The sequence below is a fragment of the Pelagibacterium montanilacus genome (assembly GCF_003992665.1).
In the GTDB taxonomy this organism is placed as follows: Bacteria; Pseudomonadota; Alphaproteobacteria; order Rhizobiales; family Devosiaceae; genus Pelagibacterium; species Pelagibacterium montanilacus.
Map to the genome: position 1 here is coordinate 13,311 of NZ_RZMX01000010.1, position 24,973 is coordinate 38,283.

Here is a 24,973-nt window from a genome sequence, read left to right on the forward strand (position 1 = left end):
CGCGGCGCCCGCAACCGGAAGGGTCAGAGACGAACGTGGACCGGAGAGCCGACGCCGGCGCGCGCAAACAGATCGAGGATATCGGCATTGAGCATGCGGATGCAGCCATAGGATACAAAGCCGCCGATCGAGGCGGGCGCATTGGTGCCGTGAATGGCGTAATCGCCCCCGGCAAGCGTCATGGCCGCCGCGCCCATCGGGTTTTCCGGCGCGCCGCCTGCAATCATCTCGGGAAGATGGGGATTGTCCCGCCTGATCTCGGCGGGCGGCACCCAGCCCGGCGCGACGAATTTCGCCTCGACATAGGTCTGGCCGGTCCATTGCCGGTCGATCCGTCCCACCCCCACAGGGTAGCGGATGGCGGTCCTCTCATCGACAATCAGGTACAGCGTCCTGATCGAGGTCTCGACCACGATGGTGCCCGCCGCGAACCCGGTCGTGAGCGACACCAGATCCCCAGCCCGGACATCGGACGGCAAGGCCGCACAGACCACCATCGCCATCCCGCCCAGGGCGTGAAGCCGTCGCGCCACCATAGGGAGTGCCAGCCGGCTCACCACGCGTAGCTGAGCGTGACGGCGCCGTCATAGCTGGCAGCATTTGCCGAGAAATCTCCACCGACCTGTGCGCCAAACGCCAGCCCGCCATCGAAAGAAAGTTCCATGCCCAGGTTCGCTTCGATCATATCGGCCTGCCCCCCTGCGCCCTGCACATCAAATTGCGAGCCGGCAATGGCCTGAAAGCTCGCCTCGAGGCTGTCCTGGGCGACGAGCGCATGGGTCCAGGCGAGCCCCGCGCCGAAATCGACCCGTCCGAAATCGGTTTCAATGCCGTGGTCGAGCCGAATGCCCAGTTCGGTAGCGAGGGCAATGCTGTGCTGGGCCTCGTAACTCAGGCTGTATGTCGACACCCCGGCCAGCACCGTTTCCGAATAGGCCGGCGCATCGAAGGACTGGGCATTGATGCCCAGATAGGGCGTGAAAATGCCCATCTGATAGCCTGCTTCGAGATCGGCGGCCAATGTATGGGCCTCGAACTCTGCGCCGAAGCGGTCAAGCCCGGCGATCGTCACGCTTCTCTCGGTGGAGACCGTGCCATAGCCGTATCCGAGCGCAGCGGTCACATAGGCCGCGTCACGCTCGGCGCGCAAATGAACGGCGGCCTGCAGAAGGTCGCTTGTACCGGCTCCTGCATCGTCCTCGAGCGAATAGATCGACCGTGTCTTGCCGACCGCGAAGCCGACCGTGGTGTCGGCATTGAGAAAGAAGTCCACCCCCGCGACGATGCCGTAATTGTGCTCCGTCCGGTCGCGGCTCCCCACGTCATCATCGCCTGCGGTCAGCCCGTATCCTCCGAATCCTGACGTCCAGATATTCCACGCGGGCGGAGATTGCGGCGGCAGGTCGAAAGCGGCGAACTCGGGCCGCACCGGCGCCACCGGAGCATAGCCCAGTGCACTGACCGTGTTGGACGCCGGGCCCGGTTGCCGGGTTGCCTGGGAACGTGGGCGGCTTGTGGAACGGGAGACGACGAGATCGAGGAAATTGCCCATCGCGCGCCGATTCGAAGGAGCCACCCCCGTCGCAACCTCCCCCGACAGCTGCGCCAGTGCCTCGCGCAATTCATCGAGGGTCAAGCTGGCCGCAAGGAGGGCAAACCCGGCCGGCAGAGTGCCGCCATCGGTCTCGAACGCATCGAGCAGCGCGGCGATAGCCTCTGCGTTCTCGGTCACGGGCGTGTCGTCGTCTTCGGTGTCCAGCGCCTCCTCAAATGTGGTTGAGTCGAGCACGCACACGTTGATCGTGTTGGTGTCGAGCGTTACCGCGGCGTTCCGGGCCAGGGCTGCGCCACAATCAATCGTGGCCTCTGTCTGCAGGGAGATCGAGGTCAGCGCGACAATCTGCCCGACGAAGCTGGTCGTGGTTCCAATCGTTGCCGAACTGCCGACGCGAAAAAATACATTGCCACCATGGGCCCCGTTCTCGAGCACGATTTCGGAGCCCGAGAGCGTTGTCAGGGTCGACCCGATATTGAAGATGAAGATGGAGTCCGGATTGCCGTTGCCATTGAGGGTCAGTGTCTCCCCCGCGCCCAGACCGGCCGAGGTATCGAAATTATAGACCCCCGGCAGCAACGTTCTGTTTCCCAGATTTTGGCCCGTCAGGTTCCCTCCCGAGGAGGTCGGCCGCGCCGCGAGGAAATTGTAAAGCGTGGTCAAATCCGCCTGGGCGCGCGCAGCAACTTCGTCGGTTATGAACGCGGTGCCGTTCAGCGTGATCCCCGTGCTGTCATACGCAGTGCCGGGGCTCAAACCGACATTTCCGTCGATCGTCGTGCTTCCGGTGTTGGTAATTGTCGTTCCGGCCAGGATTGCGAAGCTGTCGAGGTCCTGGGCCCATATGGGCTCAATCGCGATCGAGCTGAACACCACAAAACCCAAGGGCAAGGCGGCAATGGAGCGGATGGGGCGTTTCGAAGAGATATCGATCGTGGGGGCGGCACGCATTCTGGAGCCTCGTTCTCTGAACAATCACCTATCTTGCACGTCGCGATTGCCAGATCAATTTTATTCACAGTATTTTTCCAAATATACGAAATCAAACTATGTCCGTATTGGTGTCTTATTTTCTGAAGACTAAAATTACATCAAATAATTTTAACAACTCTACATGATCGTGGCAGACATTTATTTCATCTAAAAAGCTATCCGCCGTCCCTAACGCCATATGGACATGAAGCATTCTCACAATCATGGGTACGCTGGGGCCAAGCGCGCCAAAAGGGCCGGCCCATCGTGTGCGGGCGAGCAGCCCCGCAAGCTCGCAGAGTTGCCAGCCATCCCGTGCCCGGCCAGTTCCCGGTATTTGCTGGCCATAACGATAGTCCGGCGCAGCGTCGGGGGCGCCGACCGCCAGCCCCGGCCCGTTTGCACGCGAGATGCCGACGCCGCTGCATCCACGCAAGTCCCCGAACCGGAGGCCGTGCAGCGTGCGGATCGGACGCACGCCGCCACTCGGTCCTGAGCGACACAACAAAGTGATGAAATATTTGAAAAGTATGGTGGGTGTGACTGGGATTGAACCAGTGACCCCTGCCGTGTGAAGGCAGTGCTCTCCCGCTGAGCTACACACCCGCAGGCCGTTACCGCCAAAGTCTGGCCGCGATGGCGGCCGGCGGAGCCAGCGTTTCGTTCTGCCGACCGTGAGGTCGGCATTCCCGGCATGAGAAGGGCCGGTAAGAGAAATGGTGGGCGTAACTGGGATTGAACCAGTGACCCCTACGATGTCAACGTAGTGCTCTCCCGCTGAGCTATACGCCCATTTTCTCCCGCCCGCACGTCTTGATCAAGCTGCCCAGGCGCTGCGCAGGGATACACCACAAAACGCGCAGTGCGGTCAAGAGGGTAGCTCGGGCAAAATTTCCGTTGAGACGCCGTCGCCCATGGGGCCATGCCGCGCCGTGATTGCGGCCCCTCAGGCGGCCAGCATGCGTTCGACTTCCCCCACCAGATCCTTGAGGTGGAAGGGCTTGGACAGCACCGCTGCCCCCTTGGGGGCGGCGCTGTCGGGGTTAAGCGCCACGGCCGCGAACCCGGTGATGAACATGACCTTGAGGTCTGGGTCCAGTTCGGTGGCGCGCCGCGCCAGCTCGATGCCGTCCATCTCGGGCATCACGATATCGGACAACAGCAGGGTGAAAGGCTCTTCGCGCAGCCGCTCATAGGCTGACTTGCCATTGTCGAACGCCACCACGTCGTAGCCTGCGTTCTTGAGCGCGCGGGTGAGAAAGCGGCGCATGTCCGCGTCGTCTTCGGCCAGCAAGATCCGGTTCATCGGCACATCCTCTCGCGAACGGCGCATGCCGCCCTGCAGTCTGATTCGCATGTTTTACAGGCTAGGCCACATTGGCAACAGCCCTGTTCACGACTGAACTCCGCCCCTGGAATCCCGACGCGAATCTGTGGACAAAGCGGGCCTCTCATTGCACACTTGAGGCCAACCCGTCCCCTTGTCCGGCCAGGAACCGCGCGTGCAGTCCGATTTTGCCAACAGACCGGCTTTCGAGACCATCCGCCCGCGGCGCCAGCTCGCTCCCCTGGTGTTGAACTCCGCTCATTCCGGTTGCGACTATCCGGCGCGCTTCCTCGCCCTCTCACGGCTCAATGAGCGCACCATCCGCCAGTCCGAAGACGCGTTCGTGGATGCGCTCTTTGCCCGGGCCCCGCATATGGGCGCTCCCCTGCTCAAGGCGAACTTCCCCCGCGCCTATCTCGATGTGAACCGCGAGCCTTACGAGCTCGACCCCCGCATGTTCCGCGAGCCCCTGCCCGAGCATTTCAACACGTCCTCGCCGCGCATCGCCGCCGGGCTCGGCACGATCGCCCGCATCGTCTCGGAGAACCGCCCGATCTACCGTGAGCAGTTGACGCTCGAGGACGCGGCCATGCGGATCGAGGGGATTTATCGGCCCTATCACCGCACGCTCCAGCAATTGCTCAGCGAAACGGTCAACCGCTTTGGCGTCGCAATCCTGATCGATTGCCATTCCATGCCCCGGCTCAGCCGCGGCAAGGACCGGAGCGCGCCCGACATTGTTCTGGGGGACCGCTACGGCACAACCTGTGCGCCCGAACTGGTCGATCTGGTCGAAACGCTCATGTCCGCTGCCGGGCTCACCGTGGCGCGCAACCGCCCTTATGCGGGCGGCTACATCACCCGGAGCTATGGCCGCCCGCAGTACGGCGTCCATGCGCTCCAGATCGAGATCAGCCGGCACCTTTACATGCACGAGGCCACGCTGATGCGCCATTCGGGGTTCGATCGGCTCGCCGCGCTGGCCAATGGGCTGGTTTCCGCCCTCATGGCCTTCAACCATACCACTCTCGCCCAAGCCCGGGCAGCGGCAGAGTAAAGCAGGACCCTGCAGTTCCGGAGCGCGTTCAAAGCACCATGACCGCAGGCTCTACCCGCGCCCTCGAAACGCCCCCTGAAAAAAGAATGGGCCGCTCCAGGCGGCCCAAGTCAAGGGAGGAAACGTTGACCGCCCCGCCGGAAAAGCTGTCCGGAACGCGACGATCAAACCATCATGCACCCAATTGAATGGCCCCATTCGCACACATGTGCAAGAGATCGCTCATGACCGCACAACCAATGGGCAAGTGCTGTTGCAAAAAGGAATCACTTTTGAAAAGGACTTGTTAACGTTCAACTGCGGGACACGGTTCCCCGTTTCGCCCACCCAGTTTTCCGGAGCCCAGATGCCCTCTTCCATCGATCAGATCACGGATTCAGCCATCCGCTCGACCATGCTCGCTGCCTCCGCTGCGGCCTCGGACATCACCCTGGGGATGTTTCGCACCGGGCTTTCGGTCGACAACAAGCTCAAATCCGGCTTCGACCCGGTCACCGCCGCGGACCGGGACGCCGAAACGGTGATTCGCGGGATCATCTCGGACGGCCACCCGACCCATGGCATCATCGGCGAGGAGTGGGATGCGCTGCGATCGGAGAGCACCTTTACCTGGATCATCGATCCCATCGATGGCACCCGCGCCTATATCGCGGGCGTGCCGGTCTGGGGCACGCTGATCGGTCTGCTCGAAGGAGACCGGCCCGTCGCAGGGCTCATGCACCAGCCCTTCATCGACGAATGCTGGATCGCGACGGGGGGCCAGACCCTTTACCGACGCTCAGGCGTCGAGACCCCGGCCCGGACCAGCGCCGTCACCAGCCTTGCCCGGGCCCGTGCCACCACCACATCGCCCGAGATCTTCCAGGGCCCTCATACGGTGGGCTGGTCGGCGATCCGCGATGCGGTGCTCCAGGTGCGTTATGGGCTCGATTGCTACGGATACTGCCTGCTGGCCTCGGGTCATATCGATCTTGTGGTCGAAACCGAGCTCAAGGACGTCGACATCGCCCCCCTGATCCCCATCATCGAAGGCGCTGGCGGCGTCGTCAGCACATGGGATGGTGGGCCTGCAGCACGCGGCGGAACCTGCGTGGCGGCGGCCACTCCCGAGCTTCACGCCCAGGCACTGGCCCTTCTGCGCCGCGCCGTACTCGAATAGCGCTGGCCGTGGCCGGACCGCGAACTTTGTTAGCGCGTCTGGTCAGTCACGAACGCATCGAAGGCGGCAAACACCTGATTGCGCACCATGTCGGTTTCCATGAACAGCTCATGATGCGCACCGGCCAGCACCACATGATGGCCGGTGCGCATGCGCAGCGCCAACTGCTCGGTGGCAGCGGTCGAAACCACGCGGTCATTGCCCGCCGCAGCGATAAAGGTGGGAATCTGCAGCCGTGAGGGGAAAGAGACGGACTGCGCCGTGGTGATCCCCGAAAGCGCCGCGCTCACCCACCCGATGGTGGGCGCGCCGACCCCTAGATCGGGGCGGGACGCAAGCACCGCCATCATGCGCGCGAATCGCTTCGCATCGTGGGTGATGACATTGGTCTCGAAGCGCTGCGTCGCATCGACCCGACGCTGAAGCGGGATACCCGAAAGTCCCACGAACCGTAGGGCGTTGAGAATAACGAGGCACGCCCGGGGCGAGAAGGGCAGTCCGGGCAGCCCGATCATCGGGGAGGTGACGAACACTCTGTCGAACATCAGCCGGTCCCGGGCCGCGGCCAGAAGCGAAACCAGCCCGCCGGTCGAGTGGCCCACTAGGTAATAAGGGGGTGGGCAGTCGGGCAGGAGAATGCGCGAGTGAAAGCTTTTGAGGTCGATCCAGTAATCTTCGAACTGGTCCACATGGCCCAGCCTGCCATTGCCGATCAGCCGGTCCGATCCCCCCTGCCCGCGCAGGTCGAACGTCGCCACGGCAAAGCCGCGCTTCTGGAAATCGGTGATTGTCTCGAAATATTTCTCGATGAATTCGGTGCGCCCCTGCACCAGACACACGGTGCCCCGGTGCTCATCGCCCGTGCGGGCAAAGCGCCCGTAACGCAGCCGCACCCCGTCTTCGGTCTGGAAATAACCCGCCCGGGCGCCAGGGGGGACGGGGTTGTCCGGAATGTCGCACAGGATTGGGCGGTCGGTATTTGCTGTCACCGTGGCGGTCTCCGGGCTGGGTGCCGGATGGAGCCAGCCGGCAGATGGCGCTGACCATAGCCATAAATTCCGGCCCGGCGAAAGGCCAGTGGCCCAATGAAAAGACACGCCCTCCGCCGTTGGGCGAAGGGCGTGTCCAGGGAAACGACGATGCCGTTGCGGGGGGCGGTGAACGGCATCGGCGCCCCTGCAAGCCCCCCGTTGAGGACTTACAGTGCCCCCTTCTAGCCGAGACCACCTGAACCCAAGCCGAGTGCGCCGTTCAGATTCGATTCATCGAACCGAGTGGGGGTCTTGAACCGGCCACGCGCGCTCCTAAATCAATGCTGCGGTTGCCGGATGGTCCGGGTCCGCTCCTGTCGCCAGGCCTCGCCCAGCAGGGGAGGCAGAGGCGACGCCCAATGCTGTGATTCTTGCTGACAAGGAGAACGAACATGCAGCGTCTCGACTTCACCCCCTTCTACCGGTCCACGGTTGGTTTTGACCGGCTGTTCTCACGGCTCGACACCATGGTGGGCGAGGATGCCAAAAGCTATCCGCCCTACAATATCGAGCGCACCGGCGAAAACGCATATCGCGTGACCGTCGCCGTGGCGGGCTTTTCGAACGACGACATCGTCGTCGAGACCCGGGAAAACAGCCTTCTGGTCAAGGGCGGGCGCACGACCTCTCCTGCAGAGGACAAGCGCGAGTTCCTCCATCGCGGCATAGCCGAGCGCTCCTTCGAGTTGCGCTTCCAGCTTGCCGACTACGTGGAGGTCGCCGGAGCCAATATGGAAAACGGTCTGCTCCACATCGACCTTAGGCGCGAGTTGCCTGAATCTAAGCGCCCGCGCCAGATCGAGATCGGAGGCGCCCGCACGGCGACCATTGAGGACCAGACCGTCAACTGACCGGCGTTCGGACCGTTCAGGAGTCCGAACCCGCCGTTTACATGCGGCAAGGGGGCGCGGCCTTTGGGCCACGCCCTTTTTTGTTGGCTGGGCGACAGCATCATTTGCACACCCTCCCCTTGCCCCCAGCACCAAAATCTGACAATGTCGCCGCAAATTAGGACAGGGCTCCTGTCGCAAAAGCCACTGCCGATGGGCAGTGGCCTGCGTGAAGCTGCCGCCATCGGAGCGGCAAAAAGTCGGGTGATCCCCGAGCACAATTGTGCGATGGGTAACCCGTTCGCACCTCCTGCCGTCTCCCGGCCGGAGCGTGCGCTCGCGAAGGTCCGGATCTGGGAGGAACCGGGCCATTCGCGAGGAGACCGACAGGTCTTTGCAGGGCGGCCATTTGGATGCAGTGCCGCCCCGGTGTATTGAAACAGAAGGGCCGCTTGAGCCGAGCCGTACGCATTCGCGGTACGACCCGCCCAAGCACCCTGCACGACACAACCCGTACCGGGATATCCGGTACCTGAGGCGAGGATTGGTGTATGGGCGAATTTGACACGAGGCGGGCGGGTGCGGACATCAAGGCCGGAGTACCGGCCGTTGTCAAAGGCGCACCTCCGGCCCAGGGGCTCTACGATCCGGGCAATGAGCACGATGCCTGCGGCATCGGCATGATCGCCAACATCAAGAACAAGGCGTCCCACGAGGTCGTTCAGAAGGGACTCGAGATCCTTGAAAATCTCGAGCATCGCGGTGCGACCGGCGCCGACCCACTCATGGGCGACGGCGCGGGCATCCTCGTTCAGGTGCCCCACGCCTTCTTTGCCGCCACTGTCGATTTCGGTCTGCCCGAGGCCGGCCACTACGCCCCCGCGATGATCTTTTTCCCCAACGATACCGCGATGCGGGACCGGTGTGCGGCGCTGGTACGCAAGTGCATCGAGGCCGAGGGCCTTTCGGTCCTGGGCGAGCGCGTCGTCCCGTTCGATAATTCCTGCCTGTCCGAAGGAGTCATCGCCACCCAGCCGATCATCGAGCAGATGTTCGTCTCGCGCCCCGATGGGCTCACCATCGAGGAATATGAGCGCCGGCTTCTGGTCGTGCGCAAGATCATCTCGAATACGGTCTACCGCGAAATCCCCGAGGTCCAGGCCGATGACGGGTTCTACATCGTGTCGATGTCGGCCCGCACCATCGTCTACAAGGGCATGTTCCTTGCCGATCAGTTGGGCAAATTCTATCCCGACCTTTCCGAGGAGAGCTTCCAGAGCGCCATTGCGCTCGTGCACCAGCGCTTCTCAACCAACACATTCCCGTCCTGGAAACTGGCCCATCCCTACCGGATGACCATCCACAACGGAGAAATCAACACCATTCGCGGCAACGTCAATTGGATGGCGGCGCGCCAGGCTTCCGTGGCCTCCGAGCTTTTTGGCGATGAAATCTCCAAGCTCTGGCCGATCTCGTATGAAGGCCAGTCCGACACCGCCTGCTTTGACAACGCGCTCGAATTTCTCGTGCGCGGGGGCTATTCGCTGCCCCATGCCGCGATGATGCTGATCCCCGAGGCCTGGGCGGGCAACACGCTCATGGACGAAGAACGGCGCGCCTTTTACGAGTACCACGCCGCGCTCATGGAGCCCTGGGACGGACCGGCCGCGGTGTCGCTCTCGGATGGCCGCTATGTCGTTGCCACCCTCGACCGCAACGGGCTGCGCCCCGCACGCTATCTCGTCACCCGCGAGGGCCATGTGGTTCTCGCCTCCGAATCGGGCGTGCTCGACATCCCCGACGAGGACGTCGTCGAGCGCTGGCGTCTCCAGCCGGGCCGGATGCTGCTCATCGATCTCGAGGAAGGCCGGATCGTTTCCGACGAGGAGATCAAGAAGCAGCTTGCGGGCAAGAACCCTTATGCGGCCTGGCTTGCGCGCACCCAGATCGTGCTCGAGGACCTGCCCAACACCGAGCCCAAGGCCCCGCGCACGACCGAGAGCCTGCTCGATCGCATGCAGGCGTTCGGCTACACCCAGGAAGACGTCAAGCTTTTGATGACGCCGATGGCGACCACCGGCCAGGAGGCCGTGGGCTCCATGGGCACCGACACGCCCATTTCCGCGCTTTCGGACAAGCCCAAGCTGCTGTTCACCTATTTCAAGCAGAACTTCGCGCAGGTGACCAACCCGCCGATCGATCCGATCCGCGAGGAATCGGTCATGAGCCTGGTCTCGTTCATCGGCCCGCGCCCGAACCTGTTCGATCTCGAAGGCCTTTCGACCGTCAAGCGTCTCGAAGTGCGCCAGCCCATCCTCACCAATGAGGACCTCGAGAAGATCCGCGCCATCGGGGATATGGCCGACAACCAGTTCCAGACCGTGACGCTGGACATCACCTATGCGGCCGAGAAGGGCAAGCAGGGGATGGATGGGGCGCTGCACATCCTGTGCGAGCGTGCTGAACAGGCCGTGCTCAACGGGCACAACATCATCATCCTGTCCGACCGGCTTGTCTCGGCCGGCCGGATCGCCATTCCCTCGCTGCTGGCCACCGCTGCGGTCCACCATCACCTGATCCGCAAGGGCCTGCGCACCTCCTCGGGCCTCGTCGTGGAAACCGGTGAAGCGCGCGAAGTCCACCACTTTGCCGTTTTGGCCGGCTATGGCGCCGAAGCGATCAACCCTTATCTGGCGTTCGAAACCGTTGCGGCCATGCACGCCGAAGGCGAGTTCCCGCCCGAGGTCGACGCCCGCGAGGTCATCCACCGCTACATCAAGTCCGTGGGCAAGGGTCTTTTGAAGATCATGTCCAAGATGGGCATCTCGACCTACCAGTCCTATTGCGGCGCGCAGATCTTTGACGCTGTCGGCCTCTCCCAGGAGCTGGTCGATCGCTTCTTTTTTGGCACCGCCAGCTCGATCCAGGGCGTTGACCTCGATGCCATCGCCGAAGAGACCCTGCGTCGCCACACCCTTGCCTTCGGCGAGGACCAGGTGCTGCGCAAGGCGCTCGACGTGGGCGGTGAATACGCCTATCGCGTCCGTGGGGAGGCCCATGCCTGGGATCCGGGCATTGTTGCCAATCTCCAGCACGCGGTCCGGCTCAAGGACGAGACCCCACAATCCTCCCAGGAACGCTATGACGCGTTTGCCCGCGCGGTGAACGGGGACAGCGAGCGGTTCCTGACCATCCGGTCCATGTTCGGCGTCAAGCCGATCGGCGCGCCGATCGATATCGCGGACGTCGAATCGGTCGAAGACATCGTGCGGCGGTTCTCCACTGGCGCCATGAGCTTTGGCTCGATCTCGCGTGAGGCTCATTCGGCCCTTGCGGTCGCGATGAACAGGATCGGCGGCAAGTCCAACACCGGCGAGGGCGGCGAGGAACCGGACCGGTTCTATCCCCTGCCCGACGGATCGATGAACCCCCAGCGCTCGGCGATCAAGCAAATCGCGTCGGGGCGGTTCGGGGTGACCACCGAATATCTCGTCAACGCCGACATGCTCCAGATCAAGGTCGCTCAGGGCGCCAAGCCCGGCGAGGGCGGCCAGCTGCCCGGGCACAAGGTCGACTGGGTGATCGCCAAGACGCGGCACTCGACCCCAGGCGTGGGTCTCATCTCGCCCCCGCCGCACCACGACATCTATTCGATCGAGGATCTGGCACAGCTCATCTACGACCTCAAGAACGTCAACCCGGCGGCCGATGTCTCGGTCAAGCTCGTCTCCGAGGTCGGCGTGGGCACGGTCGCGGCGGGCGTCGCCAAGGCCCGGGCCGATCACATCACCATCTCGGGCTATGACGGGGGCACGGGCGCATCCCCGCTCACCTCGCTCAAGCACGCGGGCGGTCCCTGGGAGATCGGCCTTGCCGAAACCCACCAGACCCTCGTGCTCAACAGGCTGCGCAGCCGCGTCAAGCTCCAGGTCGATGGCGGGCTCAAGACCGGCCGGGACGTGCTGATCGGCGCGCTTCTGGGCGCCGACGAGTTCGGCTTTTCCACCGCGCCGCTCATTGCGGCGGGCTGCATCATGATGCGCAAGTGCCACCTCAACACCTGCCCGGTCGGCATCGCCACCCAGGATCCGGTGCTGCGCAAGCGCTTCAAGGGCACGCCCGAGCATGTCATCAACTACTTCTTTTACGTGGCCGAAGAACTGCGTGGCCTGATGGCCGAACTCGGCGCCCGCACGCTCGACGAGTTGATCGGACGTTCGGACCTGCTCGACCAGACCTCGCTCGTCGATCACTGGAAGGCCAAAGGGCTGGACTTCTCCAAGCTCTTTTACAAGCCTGAGCCGCTCGGCGGCGATACGCTGCATCATTCAGAGACCCAGAACCATCATCTCGAAGCGGTTCTCGATCGCCAGCTGCTCGAGAAGGCCAGCCCTGCCATCGAGTCGCGCCAGCCGGTGCGTTTCGATATGCCGATCCGGTCGGTCAACCGCACCGCCGGCGCCATGCTCTCGGGGGCCGTGGCCAAGGCCCATGGGCACAAGGGCCTGCCCGAGGACACCATTTCGGTGACCTTCAAGGGCACCGCCGGCCAGAGCTTCGGGGCGTTCCTCGCCGCGGGCGTCTCCTTCGAGCTGATCGGTGACGCCAACGACTATGTGGGCAAGGGCCTTTCGGGCGGACGGATCGTCATCCGGCCTTCGGAAACCGCCAGGATCATCCCCGAGAAGTCGATCATCGTGGGCAACACGGTGCTCTATGGCGCCATCGCCGGGGAGTGCTATTTCCGGGGCGTTGCCGGCGAGCGTTTCGCGGTGCGCAATTCGGGCGCGGTGGCCGTGGTCGAGGGCACGGGCGATCATGGATGCGAATACATGACCGGCGGTGTTGTCGTTGTGATCGGCGGCACCGGGCGCAATTTCGCGGCCGGCATGTCGGGCGGTGTGGCCTATGTCCTTGACGAAGACGACAGCTTCCGCTCGCGCTGCAACCTCGCCATGGTCGATCTCGAGCCCGTAGTCGAGGAAGAGGAGCTGATGCGCCGCCTCCACCACCACGGCGGCGATCTGGAATGGCATGGCCGCGTCGATGTTTCGGGCGACATGACCAAGCATGATGACGAGCGGCTTTTCCAGCTCATCTCCAACCATCTGCATTATACCGGATCGGATCGCGCCAGGACCATTCTCGACGATTGGGAAGCCTATCGGCCCAAATTCGTCAAGGTCATGCCCGTCGAATACCGTCGTGCGATCCAGGAAATGGAACAGCGGCGCAAGGGCGGTCACAGCCGTCCCGCCGCCGAATAGGGAGAGGCCAAGCCATGGGTAAGGTCACAGGCTTTCTGGAAATCGACCGTCAGGAGCCGCGCTACGAGCCGGCTTCGGACCGGATTCGCCATTTCGGTGAGTTCACCATTCCCCTCTCGACCGACGAGGTGCGCAAGCAGGCGGCCCGCTGCATGGATTGCGGCATCCCCTATTGCCACAACGAGGTCACCGGCTGTCCGGTCAACAACCAGATCCCGGACTGGAACGACCTCGTCTGGCAGGATGACTGGGAAGAGGCCGCGCGCAATCTGCACTCCACCAACAACTTCCCCGAGTTCACGGGCCGGGTCTGCCCCGCCCCCTGCGAGGAAGGCTGCACGCTCAACCTCGAGGACACGCCCGTCGCCATCAAGACCGTCGAGCAGTCGATCGCCGACCGGTCCATCGCCAATGGCTGGGTGCGTCCCCAGCCCTCGGAAACCCGTACGGGCAAGAGCATAGCGATCGTGGGGGCCGGTCCTGCCGGCCTTGCCGCCGCCCAGCAGCTCGCCCGCGTCGGCCATGATGTTCACCTTTACGAACGCGAGCCCCGCCCGGGCGGCCTGCTGCGCTATGGCATTCCCGACTTCAAGATGGAAAAGCACCACATCGACTTCCGCCAGGCCCAGCTTGAAGCGGAAGGTGTCGTGTTCCATTTCGGCGAAAACATCGGGGTGACCCGTCCGCTCTCGGACCTCCAATCCAGCCATGACGCAGTTCTGCTGTGCGGCGGCTGCGAGCATCCGCGCCATCCCGGCTGCGAGGGAACCGAGCTCGAGGGCGTGCATTACGCCATGCCCTTTCTCGTCCAGCAGAACCGTCGGGTGGGCGGCGAGGTCATCGAGGGCGAGGAACTTCTGGCCTCGGGCAAGCACGTCGTGGTGATCGGCGGCGGCGACACCGCCTCGGACTGCATCGGCACCTCGTTCCGCCAGGGTGCGATCTCGGTGGTTCAGCTCGACATTCGTCCCCAGCCGCCCCTCAAGGAAGACAAGCTGGTCTCGTGGCCGAACTGGGCCATCAAGATGCGCACCTCCTCGTCCCAGGCCGAGGGCGCGATCCGCGAGTTTTCTTCGGGCACCCTCGAAATCGTGGGCAATGAGCGCGGGCATGTGACCGGCGTCAAGTGCGCGCGCGTGGGCACCGAGCGCAAGCCCATCGAGGGCACGGACTTCATCCTCAAGGCCGACCTCGTGCTCATGGCTATCGGCTTTGCCCATCCCGTGCACGAAGGCATGCTCGATACGCTGGGCGCCACGCTCGACAAGCGCGGCAACCTGTTCGCAGACACCTTCAGCTACAAGACGTCTGTGGATGGCGTTTACGCCGCGGGCGACATGCGCCGGGGCCAGTCCCTGATCGTCTGGGCCATCCGCGAAGGCCGTCAGGCCGCGCGCGCCATCGACCTGGACCTGATGGGGACCACCAGCCTGCCCCGCTGATCGGCGGACAGGGCCCGAGCTCTGCCGCCCAGTCCGGTCTTTGGCGCGTCTCCAGGAAAGGTTGTGACCTTTTTCCCGATCGGAAACGCGGCAACTCACGGACTTGGAGCGCCTGTTCCGATTCAATCAGAATCGAAGCTGCTCTGTAAGAACAGATACGGCGCCTCGGTCGATCCACCGAGGCGCCGTATTCGTTTCAGCCGCCACTAGAAGATTTCCAGGGCAAAACACTTTTCCGGCTCGGAAACGCGACAAATCAAAGACTTAGAGCTCCTGCTCTGCGTCTATCAGAACAGGATATGCTCTAAGGACGTAACGCTCCAGGTCTATCCCGCGTCGCCGGTGTCCACCGGGTCCGAGGTTGCCGGGGCCGCCTCTGCATCCAGTTCGGCCCAGGCATCCATCACCGAGTCAAAAATCGCCGCGCCCTCATCACTCTTTTCCAGCGTGATGATCGCGCGCCGCCCGGTGCCATAGACCATGGCCAGATCCATCCAGGCGCGCTCCCGCAGCAACTGGCGGTTGTTAGCCACGTCCTGATCGCTCGCGCCCGACAGCGCAAAGAGGAATGAATTGCCCACGATCCTGGCCGAAGCGCCGGTCAAAGGCTGTCCCTGCACCAATTCCTCGTCCTTGAGCAGCACGCCCGGGAGATTGGCGATATTACCGCCCACAAAGCTCTCGGCCACGGTGAAATTAACTTCCATCAGATGGCTGGCAGGAAGGTTGGAGTCCGAATTGCGCCGCAGCAGAATCCGGACATCTAGGTTCCGGGCCGGAATCGACGCTTCACCGATGATCGTGGGGTGCCCCAGTTCGTCGGTGCCGCGCGCCCATTCCACAGACCCCGAATAAGGCACGGCCCCGGCTGCGCCATTGGCCTGCTCTTCGAGCAGCAGCGATTGCGGCCCGTCCGCGGGAACGACGGCCGCTACGTCACCTTCCGTCGTTTCTCCCTCCGCCAACGGCTCTGGCGCCGTCTCGGTGGGCAACCGGTCGTTGAAGGTCGCATCGGGCGCCCCGTTCGCCGTGCTGTCGGGTGTCTCGGTTTCGGCCCCCGCTTCCCCATCCTCGGCCACAGCCTCGGGCACGGGCGGCACGTCCGGCGTTGTGTTGCCCGGCTCGGGCGTTTCGGGCTGGAGCGGCTCGGGCTCTTCCTCGACCGCAGCGACTTCCTGCTGCTGGAGCGGCTCGGTGGTATCGCCCTGCGCAAAGACCGTGGAAAGGTCGATATAGCCCTCCCGCCACGCCCAGAAACCACCCACACCGCCGCCCGCGAGCAGCAGAACCGCAATCAGAAGAAATACGCTCAGCGCGCCGAAGCCACGCCGGCCCTCTTCCTCGTCGTCCTCATCATCCTCGTCGTCTTCGGCCTCGTGATCCCCTTCGGCTCCGATGGCACCAGCCATTGGCCGTGCCTGCGCTGCGGGGACCGCCGCCCGCCCGCCACGAGCCTCGGCAAAGGGCGTCTCGTCTGCCATGGAGAACGCGTCGGGCAACGGATCGACATCGCCCGGCTCAGCCTCTGCGTGCACGCTCTGGCTGCGGGCGGGAGCGCGGTCCGGGTCGACCGGCGCAACGGCCGCCGAACGCGCGGCTTCCGCCGCTTCCAGATCGCCCCGCGCTTCCCGGTCGAGCGTTGCGATGGCCCGATCAATCGCAACCTGAGCGTCGGTGAACTGTCCGCCATTGGCGTCCAGATCGACTTCGCGCACGCTCGACATTGCCTGACCGATGTAGGCGGCCGATGCGGCGGCGTCCGATACGGCCCCCTCACGCCCCCGCATGTCCACCGAGACATTGCGAATATCATAGGCGCGCGAGGCGTCGGGCAGCGGATCGAAATCGTCCCGCTCCTGATGGATCGGCAACTGCTCTGCGGGGCCGCGAAGCGGCAATCCACCCGGAGGCGCAAAGCGCGTCGCCGCCCGCGAGGGCCGGGATGCAGTCGACCGGCTGGCCGCTTCGGCCGCGGCAATGATCTCTTCGATGGACTGACCGTCATCGTTCAGGGGACCGGAATCATAACCATCGTCAAAGGGGCCATCTTCCCCCTCAGCGACCGCGTCGAACCGGTCGGGTTGGCGCTCGGGCGCGGACGGGCGCGATCGGGAGAACCCTGAATTGACCTTTATGCCCGTGCGGAACGGCGAGAACCGCGCACGGGGCTCTGGCTCGACGGCTTCGGGAGCCGGCTCATCCTCGAACTCGTCTTCCAGCGGTGGCGGAGCGGGTCGTGAAGGCGCCGAGCCCCGCGAAGCCCGAGAGCCCGGGCTTGCCGAGGCGGGACGGCTGGGCGCTGAACGCCGCGAGGGCGCTGCCGGGGCGGCAGATTCTTCGTCGTAATCGGGTGCATAGGGATCGCCGCCCGAAGCGGTCGGATCCTCGATAGCCGCCTCGAATCCATCATCGAAGGTATCCGGCTCCGAATCGGCAGGATATCCGGCCTGTGGATAGGGGTTCTGCCAGGTTTCCTCCTCGGGATACCCGCTTTGCGCATCATAGGCGTCGTGATCGGGATAAGAGGGGCGGCTGATCTTCTGGGCCGGCCGCGATGGCGCACTGGTCCGGGACTGTGGTTGAGGCCGCGAAGGCGCGCTGACCGGCAGGGAGGGTGCACTGGCGCGGGACGCCGGTCTCGGGCGCGAAGGCGCACTGGGCTGGGAGGCAGCGCTCGCCCGGCTCGGCATGGGACGCGAAGGCTGGGCCGGCTCGGGGCGGGAGGGCCCGCTCCGCACGGAGGGACGGGACGGAGCGCTGGGCGCGGATCCGGCCGATGGACGGCTGCGCTCGGCGCCGCGCAGATTGCTCAGCAATTGCTCGGTCGCGCTCTGCTCGACCTCGCGGATGCAATCCTCGAGCTTGAGCCGTTGCTGGGTAATCTCGCGCGCAGGCAAGGGCGGCTCTACCGCCCGCAACTGCGCAACGAGAGCTGCCCTGGCCTTTTCGTAGACCGCGCGACGGTTGGCGCCAGTATTGTCCGGCAAAGCTTCGACTGCCTTGCGCAACAGTTCGCGATAATCGGCCATTATTTACTCAACGTCATGGTCGTGCCGAAGGTTCTATCAAAAAAACCTAAACTTGGAACGGGTCCTGTACCAAAATCGTGTCCTCGCGTTCCGGACTGGTCGACAGCATCGCCACCGGCGCGCCGATCAGCTCTTCCACGCGGCGGACATACTTGACCGCCTGCGCTGGCAGATCGGCCCAGCTTCTGGCGCCTGCTGTGGTTTCAGCCCAACCCTCAAGGGATTCGTATATGGGCTTGACTCCACTTTGTGCCCCCATTGAGGCAGGCAGGTAATCAATTCGCGTTCCATTGAGTTCATAGCCCACGCAGACCCGGATTTCCTCGAGGCCATCAAGCACGTCGAGCTTGGTCAGCGCGATCCCGTGGATCCCCGAGGTGCGCACCGTTTGACGCACGATCACCGCGTCGAACCAGCCGCAGCGACGCTTGCGCCCGGTCACGACCCCGAACTCCCGGCCCCGCTCGCCCAGGAACTGGCCGACCTCGTTGTCCTGCTCGGTCGGGAACGGACCTTCCCCCACCCGTGTCGTGTAGGCCTTGGTGATCCCCAGGACATAATCGATCGCCGAGGGCCCCAGCCCCGAACCCGGCGCGGCCTGCCCAGCCACGGTGTTCGATGAGGTCACAAACGGATAGGTGCCGTGATCGTTGTCGAGCAGAGCCCCCTGAGCGCCTTCGAACAGGATGCGCTCGCCCCTGCGGCGGCGCTCGTCCAGCAGGGCCCAGACCCGGTCCACATAGGGCAGCACCTTGTCCGAGACGGCCATCAGCTCGTCCCATATCCGCTGGGCCGGGATTTCGTCGATTCCCATGCCCCGGCGCAGCGCGTTGTGGTGGGTCAGAAGACGCTCGATCTTGGCCATGAGCGTCTCGGGCTCGGCCAGATCGATCACGCGGATCGCGCGGCGGCCCACCTTGTCCTCATAGGCCGGGCCGATCCCGCGCTTGGTGGTCCCGATCTTGAGCCCGCTCGTGGCGTTCTCGCGGATCGCGTCGAGCTCCTGGTGCACCGACAGGATGAGCGGCGCGTTGTCGGCAATCCGCAGCAGCTCGGGCGTGATCGTCACCCCCTGGCCGGCCAGCTTGTCGATCTCCTCGACCAGATGCCGGGGATCGACCACCACACCGTTGCCGATCACCGAGAACTTGCCGCGTACGAGCCCGGAGGGAAGCAGCGAGAGCTTGTAGCTCACCCCGTCTATGACGAGGGTATGTCCGGCATTGTGCCCGCCCTGATAGCGCACCACCACATCGGCGCGCTCCGAAAGCCAGTCCACGATCTTGCCTTTGCCCTCGTCGCCCCATTGCGAGCCGACCACAACAACGTTTGCCACAGTGCCAATTACCCTTTCATATTCACCACGAAGCGGCGCCGGCGGGTCCATCGACCTCGCCTTGCCACCCTCAATGCCGGGGAAATCCGCGCGCGCCGATCAACGGCTGGTTTCGATTGCCCATTCAATCGCGGCGCGAAATGCTCTAAGCCCCCCGGGGTCTATAACCCACAAGGGGGCTCATGACAAAGCTCAAGAACGACCCTGGATCGGGCGGGGGATGGCTCGCTGCCCTCGCGGGACAGTCCTATCTTCTGCTGGTGCTCGCCCAACTATCCTGGGCGGGCAATATCGTCTCTGGCAAGCTGGCGGTCGACCAGATCGACCCGCTTTCGCTGTCTCTGCTGCGCTGGACCATCGCGCTGCTCGTGCTCGCGCCCTTTGCGCTCTCCCACGTGCGCCGGGACCTGCCCGCGATCAAATCCAATCTGCACTGGCTCTGCCTTTATGGCGCGCTGGGTTTTACCACCTTCAACGTGCTGATTTACGGGGCCTCGACCTTCACCTCCTCAATCAACATCTCGATGGAGCAGGCCGCGATTCCGGTCCTCGTGATGGTGGGCAATTTTCTCGTCTTTAAAGTCCGGGCCACCTGGATGCACATTCTGGGCGTCATCCTGACCATCTACGGAGTGGCCATGGTTGCCACCCATGGCGAGCCCGCCCGCATCCTGGGGCTCGACGTCAATATCGGCGACGGAATGGTCCTGCTCGCCTGCCTCTGTTACGCGTTCTATTCGCTTGTCCTGCGCTTCCGGCCGGCTATCCACTGGCTGAGTTTCCTGTTCGTGACCACCGCAGCCGCCGCGCTCGCGGCGCTCGGCTACCAGCTGTCGCTGGGCGGTGGCCCCGGTGCCTTGGTTGACGCCGTCGCCAACACCCCGCCCGCCGGCTGGATCATCGTTGGCTATGTCGCGATCTTCCCCTCGATCCTTGCCCAGCTCTGCTATGCGCGGGGCGTGGAATTGATCGGCCCGAACCGGGCGAGCCTCTTTATCAACCTGCTGCCGGTCTTCGGTGCCATCCTCTCGGTGGTCCTCGCGGGGGAAAAGCTGGAGGGTTATCACCTCATTGCGGCGCTCTTTATCATCGGGGGGATCGTGATCGCCGAATACGCAGCCCGCCGCCGCACGGCACGGACCCTCAAGCCGCCGGTCTGAGCGGTAAGGAGCTGGCCCCCGGCCCTCACCGCCCGGTCGGGTTCTCCACGACCGGGCCGTCCGCTTCGGCCGACCGGCCGACCCCAAAAGCATCGACACGCCCAGAAGGCGCGGCCAGCAGATCCTCGAGCGCAAAAGCCGAAGGCCGAACGGGCCCGGCCTCCAGATCGGCCAGCAGCAGATCGCCCGCACGCTGCGCGCCCCCGCCAATCTGCCGGATCGAGCCCGCGGTTTCATAGAGCCGCATCTGCCCCAATCCCTGAAAGGGAGGCCGAAGCAACCCGGCGGCATCAGTGCCCGCAAGAAGGTCCGCCACCTCCACGCTGAGCCCGCCCCCGCTGTAATGACGCCCGAGGGCACCATCGACGTAGAACGCCAGCTTGTCGGACCCGGCATCGGAAAAGTGGATGCCGTCGGACTTGCGCATGGACACCGTCTGGCCGTTGAGATCGGGGCCGGACGCGGCATAGCCGCCATCAGGCCCCATGTAGCGCTCATAGGTTTCCACCCATTCGCCGCCCGCCGCGGTCACCGCCTCCCTGTGCAGGGCCGAAATCTGCACCATGTCGGCTGAATAGCTGGGCTGCTCCATGGGCGGCAATTCGATCCAGACCACGGGCTTGCCCTCCGCGCGCAGCGCATCGAGAAAGCGATCGAGCCGCGCGCTATAGGCCTGTCTCCACCCGTCCGAAAGCGGCGAAGATCCGCCGAGGGCCTGCCGGTCGTTGATCCCGATCGCCACCACCGCGATATCGAACCGGTCCGCGGACAGCGCATCGGTCAGCGTGCGGTTCCAATCGTGGAAATCGTCGCGCACGAACCCCGAGGAGCCCACCCCCATACCCAGCACGGCCGTCTGGGGATCATCGGCGTAAAACCGCTGCATGGCGCGCGCCAGATCCACGGCGAGGGAATCCCCCATCACCGCGATACGGGTCGCGTCCTCGGCCTTGTCGGCGGCCGGAGCGGGCGCCGGAGCACTTGCCTGACGCGCGGGCGCCGGCGCGCTCTGGCGCCGCGGCGCAGGGGCTGGCGCGGGCTGGGTCCGCCTTGGCTGGGCCTGGGCCGGAGCCTGTGCGGGCGGAGCCGCCTGCTGGGTCTGCTGGTCGTCGCTGCCGAACAGCACTTCAAAAAGGCTCCGGCGCGGCCGATCCTGACCGAACGCCTCTGGCACAGCGAGCGGGACGACCAGCACAGCTAGCACGAGGCAGACCATGAAATGCTTGAGCGTTGTCATTGTGAGAGCTTACCCCAACTGCACCGGCACGACAAAACACGTCACCTCGAGCGATCGATATCGTTCCGGACCATCAGCTTCTGCTCCCAGGCGTGGGCCGCGGCGACGATCTCGTCGAGATGATCGTGCGCCGGCACCCACCCCATGGCGCGGATCCGCTCTGCGCCCGCAACGATCGAGGCAGGGTCCCCTGCCCTCCGATCCCCCCGCGTGACGGGGAAATCCACCCCCGTGACCGCCTTGACCTCGGCAATCACGTCATCGACGGAGAACCCGCGTCCATATCCGCAATTGAGTGTGACGCTCTCGCCCCCGGCCCGCAGATGCGCCAGCACCACCCCATGGGCCGCAGCCAGGTCCGAGACATGGATATAATCGCGCACGCAGGTGCCGTCGGGCGTGGGATAGTCGGTGCCGAACACGCTCATGGACGGCCTGAGCCCCAGCGCGGTCTGCACGGCGACCTTGATCAGGTGGGTCGCTTCGGCGGTCGCCTGGCCGGATCGCAATTGAGGGTCCGCTCCGGCAACGTTGAAATAGCGCAGCACGCCGAATTTCAGGGGATGGGCCGCCGCGACGTCGGCCAGCATCCATTCGCTCATCAGCTTTGAACGCCCATAAGGAGAGATCGGGGCCAGTGGCACATCCTCGCCGACCGGCTCGAGCCCGCCGACCAGCCCATAGACCGCTGCGGTCGAGGAAAAGATGAAATGTTCCACGCCCCCCGCCACGCAGGCCTCGATCAGCGTCCGGGTCGCGGCGGTGTTGTTGGCGTAATATTTGAGCGGATTGCCCACAGATTCGGGCACCACGACCGACCCCGCGAAATGGATCACCGAGCGCACGTCATGCTCTGCGATCAGCCGCGCAACCAGTTCGGTGTCTGCGACGTTGCCTGCCACGAAACGGGCACGGGAATCGACCAGCCATTGGAAGCCTGTGATCAGCGCGTCGAGCACCACGACCTCCTCGCCAGCGTCGAGAAGATTGAGGACCATATGCGAGCCGATATAGCCTGCTCCGCCAGTGACAAGTACGCTCATGAACACCCCATGCCATTGACCCTGATGGTCAAACCGTTCGAAACTGACACCCATAACCAGAACGGGCGCCGACCGAGACACTGTTGGCCCGCAGCCAGTTTGTAAAGGAGCCTTACCCCTTGGTTCGCAGAGTTCGTACAGCCGTCCTGCCCGTCGCCGGCCTGGGCACCCGCTTCCTGCCCGCCACAAAGGCTATGCCCAAGGAAATGCTCACCGTGGTGGACAAGCCCGTCATCCAGTATGCGGTAGACGAAGCCCGGGAAGCGGGCATCGAGCATCTGGTATTCGTGACCGGCCGGAACAAGGGCGTGATCGAGGACCATTTCGACCGCCAGTTCGAGCTCGAAGCCACCCTCGAATCGCGCGGCAAGCTCGAAGAGCTCGAACAGCTTCGCCGCGATCTGCCCCGCGCCGGCCAGACCAGCTTCACCCGCCAGCAGGAGCCTTTGGGGCTCGGCCATGCGGTCTGGTGCGCGCGCGACATCGTGGGCCGCGAGCCCTTCGCGCTGCTGCTCCCCGACATGATCTTCAAATCCGAACCGGGCGTCCTCAAGCAGATGATGGACGCCTATGAGGAAAGCGGCGGAAACGTCATCGCCGTCGAGGAAGTCGATCCTGCGGACGTCGCCTCTTATGGCGTGGTGGCCCGCGGCGAAGGCCCTGACAGCGGCTTTTCGATCACCGGCATGGTGGAAAAGCCCAGCCCCGAGGAGGCGCCCTCCAATCTCATCATTTCGGGCCGCTACATCCTCCAGCCCGAGATCTTCATGCTGCTGTCCGAGCAGACCGTGGGCACGGGCGGGGAAATCCAGATCACCGATTCCATGCGCCACCTGATGGACATGCAGCCCTTCACCGGCGTGAAATACGAAGGCCGGTCCTTCGACTGCGGCTCCAAGATCGGCTTTCTCACCGCCAATGTGGTCTTTGCGCTCGACCGGCCCGACATCGCCGAAACCTTCATGGACGAGTTGCGGGCCCTGACCGGGGAAATCCCCATCACCGTCGAAGAGTGAGCCCTGCCCCGATCCGGTGCTCATCGGCCTCGGCCGGGACCTGTGCCGGGTCGGTGCGCACCGCGTAATCATAACTCAGCGATGCCGCCACATGCGGGCCGATCTCCAACGTTCCGCTGGCGCCCGCGCCCAGCCGGCGGCTCGCTGGCTCATCCCCGGATTCGTCCTCCCAGCGGGCCTCGACCCGCGCGGTCAGCGACAGAAAGGGATTGATGCGATAGTCGGCACTGGCTTCCAGACCATGGGTGGTCCGGGGGCCTTGATCGGCCGAACCCGGCTCGATGCTGGTATCGAACGCCATCCGCAGCCCCAGCGTCGGGTTGGGGTCGAACTGCACACTCGATTCAAACAGCAGATCGTCCGCTTCAGTCGCGCCCGTACCGTCGTCTCGCCGCCACCCCTGCCCGATCACGGCCTCCCCGCTCCAGCCATTGGTCCATTGCGCGGATGCACCGACCAGAAGGCTGAGCGCAGTGCTCGACCGCCCCAGATCGAACCGGTCGTTCGCTATCCGCGCTTCAATGAACGGCGCAAGGATCGGGGAAACGGAATAGCCCAGCCGCAGCCCTGCGCCCGTGCGCCAGCCGCTCTCGGTCTCGTCCTCCGAGACCGTGCGGCCTGCAGAAATCTGCCCGCTCGCGTCCAGCCGACCGAAGCGTCGGGACACCCCCGCCTCGCCCTCGATAGTGACCACCGGCGCGTCGACCTCACCGCCCCCGCCTAGCCCGTCGGGGTCCGGATCGGTCACCGACAGCCCACCCGAAAGCGCGACCGCGGTCACCGAATCGATCTGCCGCCCATACGCGCCATCGATCTCGACGCTCCGGGCCTGGACATCGTCCTCGGCCCGCACCAGCCGGGCCGATCCGCGCAGATCCAGCGAATCGCCCGGCCCAGTGCGCGTGAGCGCGAAGGACGGAATGATCCCCAGCTCGAACCGGGTCCCCTCCTCATCGAGAACGGCGGTTCCCCGGGTTTCGAGTGCAAATTCCGTCTCGAAGGGCAAACTCTGGATCGGCTCGGGAGGCGCCGGGGGCGCGTTGAAGGCTTCCGGCTGATGGTACACAGACGCAAGCGACGGCCGAGGCTCCGGGGCCACCGGCCCAGGCGCGGGCGTCCTGGCCACCGGTGCCGGCGCGGGCACAGGTGCCGCGGCCGCCCGGTCCGGGATATCGCCCGCACCTCGCGTTCCGTAGTGGCAGAGCATGGCCGCCTCGCAGAACGGGCTGTAGGAGGTGCGCAACAGATCGAGATTGTCGGTATGCGAGCCATCGCCCTGCGCAAGGGCGCCCAGCCCCGTCACCAGAAGCGGCGCGGCCGCGACGAGGCTCAGACGATGCCGATGCGGGCGGATCATGAAGGCTCCAGATGCCGGTGTCCGGCGCGAGGACACCATCACCCCACCTTGGAAGTTTATGGTTAACAAAGCTTTAGCGCCGCAGCGAACCGGCAGATACGCGCACAGGGCGCAGCACCCGATTAAGGGCTGATTAGCCTATGGCCCTTAGAGTG

The 24,973-nt window shown here is 64.5% G+C and carries 16 protein-coding genes, 2 tRNA genes and 1 pseudogene; 7 read left to right on the plus strand and 12 right to left on the minus strand.

Annotated elements, in window-relative coordinates; all coding sequences use genetic code 11:
• Positions 1-23: 23 nt before the first annotated feature.
• The 6 genes from EO136_RS03705 to cpdR form a co-directional block, all read right to left on the minus strand.
• On the minus strand, positions 24-536 hold the full coding sequence (locus tag EO136_RS03705; protein WP_425466583.1) for a L,D-transpeptidase: 513 nt from the start codon (positions 534-536) through the stop codon (positions 24-26).
• A gap of 17 nt (positions 537-553) precedes the next feature.
• The gene (locus EO136_RS03710; RefSeq protein ID WP_127143132.1) at positions 554-2,506 is read right to left on the minus strand and encodes an ice-binding family protein; all 1,953 of its coding nucleotides are present in this window, start codon (positions 2,504-2,506) and stop codon (positions 554-556) included.
• Positions 2,507-2,621: 115 nt separating this feature from the next.
• Positions 2,622-3,005, minus strand: coding sequence for a hypothetical protein (locus EO136_RS03715; RefSeq protein ID WP_127143133.1), 384 nt, complete (start codon positions 3,003-3,005; stop codon positions 2,622-2,624).
• A gap of 53 nt (positions 3,006-3,058) precedes the next feature.
• Positions 3,059-3,133: transfer RNA gene (locus tag EO136_RS03720), tRNA-Val, on the minus strand.
• Between the two features lie 111 nt (positions 3,134-3,244).
• Positions 3,245-3,319: transfer RNA gene (locus EO136_RS03725), tRNA-Val, on the minus strand.
• Between the two features lie 154 nt (positions 3,320-3,473).
• Positions 3,474-3,833, minus strand: coding sequence for a cell cycle two-component system response regulator CpdR (gene cpdR / locus EO136_RS03730; RefSeq protein WP_127143134.1), 360 nt, complete (start codon positions 3,831-3,833; stop codon positions 3,474-3,476).
• 196 nt (positions 3,834-4,029) lie between these two features.
• Here cpdR and EO136_RS03735 point away from each other — a divergent pair, with 196 nt between their 5' ends.
• A complete protein-coding gene (locus tag EO136_RS03735; protein ID WP_164730429.1) occupies positions 4,030-4,911 on the plus strand; it encodes an N-formylglutamate amidohydrolase in 882 nt (293 codons plus the stop codon).
• 346 nt (positions 4,912-5,257) lie between these two features.
• On the plus strand, positions 5,258-6,070 hold the full coding sequence (gene hisN, locus EO136_RS03740; RefSeq protein WP_127143136.1) for a histidinol-phosphatase: 813 nt from the start codon (positions 5,258-5,260) through the stop codon (positions 6,068-6,070).
• A 29-nt stretch (positions 6,071-6,099) separates the two neighbouring features.
• Here hisN and EO136_RS03745 read toward each other — a convergent pair whose 3' ends face one another.
• On the minus strand, positions 6,100-7,059 hold the full coding sequence (locus EO136_RS03745; RefSeq protein ID WP_164730430.1) for an alpha/beta fold hydrolase: 960 nt from the start codon (positions 7,057-7,059) through the stop codon (positions 6,100-6,102).
• A gap of 434 nt (positions 7,060-7,493) precedes the next feature.
• On the opposite strand from EO136_RS03745, the gene EO136_RS03750 reads away from it, so the two are divergent.
• The 3 genes and pseudogenes from EO136_RS03750 (at position 7,494) to EO136_RS03760 (ending at position 14,640) form a co-directional block, all read left to right on the plus strand.
• Complete coding sequence (locus tag EO136_RS03750) at positions 7,494-7,952, plus strand: Hsp20 family protein (protein WP_127143138.1); 459 nt, start codon at positions 7,494-7,496, stop codon at positions 7,950-7,952.
• A gap of 596 nt (positions 7,953-8,548) precedes the next feature.
• A pseudogene (gltB, locus tag EO136_RS03755) lies at positions 8,549-13,198 on the plus strand (glutamate synthase large subunit); the annotation flags it as partial.
• A gap of 14 nt (positions 13,199-13,212) precedes the next feature.
• Positions 13,213-14,640 (plus strand): glutamate synthase subunit beta, encoded by a 1,428-nt coding sequence (locus EO136_RS03760; RefSeq protein ID WP_127143140.1) that lies wholly within the window; start codon positions 13,213-13,215, stop codon positions 14,638-14,640.
• Between the two features lie 326 nt (positions 14,641-14,966).
• Here EO136_RS03760 and EO136_RS03765 read toward each other — a convergent pair whose 3' ends face one another.
• Positions 14,967-17,669, minus strand: a complete 2,703-nt coding sequence (locus EO136_RS03765; RefSeq protein WP_127143141.1) for a hypothetical protein — start codon at positions 17,667-17,669, stop codon at positions 14,967-14,969.
• Positions 17,670-17,715: 46 nt separating this feature from the next.
• Complete coding sequence (locus tag EO136_RS03770; RefSeq protein WP_127143142.1) at positions 17,716-19,005, minus strand: adenylosuccinate synthase; 1,290 nt, start codon at positions 19,003-19,005, stop codon at positions 17,716-17,718.
• 182 nt (positions 19,006-19,187) lie between these two features.
• Between EO136_RS03770 and EO136_RS03775 the strand changes: the two genes are divergently transcribed.
• Positions 19,188-20,165: a DMT family transporter gene (locus EO136_RS03775; RefSeq protein WP_127143143.1), complete on the plus strand. Its 978-nt coding sequence runs from the start codon at positions 19,188-19,190 to the stop codon at positions 20,163-20,165.
• Between the two features lie 25 nt (positions 20,166-20,190).
• Here the strand turns inward: EO136_RS03775 and EO136_RS03780 are convergent, their stop codons facing one another.
• A complete protein-coding gene (locus EO136_RS03780; protein ID WP_127143144.1) occupies positions 20,191-21,402 on the minus strand; it encodes an SGNH/GDSL hydrolase family protein in 1,212 nt (403 codons plus the stop codon).
• Positions 21,403-21,443: 41 nt separating this feature from the next.
• Positions 21,444-22,445, minus strand: coding sequence for a UDP-glucose 4-epimerase GalE (galE, locus tag EO136_RS03785; protein ID WP_127143145.1), 1,002 nt, complete (start codon positions 22,443-22,445; stop codon positions 21,444-21,446).
• 119 nt (positions 22,446-22,564) lie between these two features.
• Between galE and galU the strand changes: the two genes are divergently transcribed.
• Positions 22,565-23,461: a UTP--glucose-1-phosphate uridylyltransferase GalU gene (galU, locus tag EO136_RS03790; RefSeq protein WP_127143146.1), complete on the plus strand. Its 897-nt coding sequence runs from the start codon at positions 22,565-22,567 to the stop codon at positions 23,459-23,461.
• On the opposite strand, the gene EO136_RS03795 is transcribed toward galU, so the two are convergent.
• Positions 23,445-24,818, minus strand: a complete 1,374-nt coding sequence (locus EO136_RS03795) for an outer membrane beta-barrel protein (protein ID WP_127143147.1) — start codon at positions 24,816-24,818, stop codon at positions 23,445-23,447. The two genes, galU and EO136_RS03795, sit on opposite strands and share 17 nt — an antisense overlap.
• Positions 24,819-24,973: the final 155 nt, after the last annotated feature.

Excerpts from the sequence above, each read along its gene's own strand:
- EO136_RS03705 (WP_425466583.1), bottom strand. The coding sequence starts at position 536 with ATGGTGGCGCGACGGCTTCACGCCCTGGGCGGGATGGCGATGGTGGTC.
- EO136_RS03710 (WP_127143132.1), bottom strand. The coding sequence starts at position 2,506 with ATGCGTGCCGCCCCCACGATCGATATCTCTTCGAAACGCCCCATCCGC.
- cpdR (WP_127143134.1), bottom strand. The coding sequence starts at position 3,833 with ATGAACCGGATCTTGCTGGCCGAAGACGACGCGGACATGCGCCGCTTT.
- hisN (WP_127143136.1), top strand. The coding sequence starts at position 5,258 with ATGCCCTCTTCCATCGATCAGATCACGGATTCAGCCATCCGCTCGACC.
- EO136_RS03750 (WP_127143138.1), top strand. The coding sequence starts at position 7,494 with ATGCAGCGTCTCGACTTCACCCCCTTCTACCGGTCCACGGTTGGTTTT.
- EO136_RS03760 (WP_127143140.1), top strand. The coding sequence starts at position 13,213 with ATGGGTAAGGTCACAGGCTTTCTGGAAATCGACCGTCAGGAGCCGCGC.
- EO136_RS03765 (WP_127143141.1), bottom strand. The coding sequence starts at position 17,669 with ATGGCCGATTATCGCGAACTGTTGCGCAAGGCAGTCGAAGCTTTGCCG.
- EO136_RS03775 (WP_127143143.1), top strand. The coding sequence starts at position 19,188 with ATGACAAAGCTCAAGAACGACCCTGGATCGGGCGGGGGATGGCTCGCT.
- EO136_RS03780 (WP_127143144.1), bottom strand. The coding sequence starts at position 21,402 with ATGACAACGCTCAAGCATTTCATGGTCTGCCTCGTGCTAGCTGTGCTG.
- galE (WP_127143145.1), bottom strand. The coding sequence starts at position 22,445 with ATGAGCGTACTTGTCACTGGCGGAGCAGGCTATATCGGCTCGCATATG.
- EO136_RS03795 (WP_127143147.1), bottom strand. The coding sequence starts at position 24,818 with ATGATCCGCCCGCATCGGCATCGTCTGAGCCTCGTCGCGGCCGCGCCG.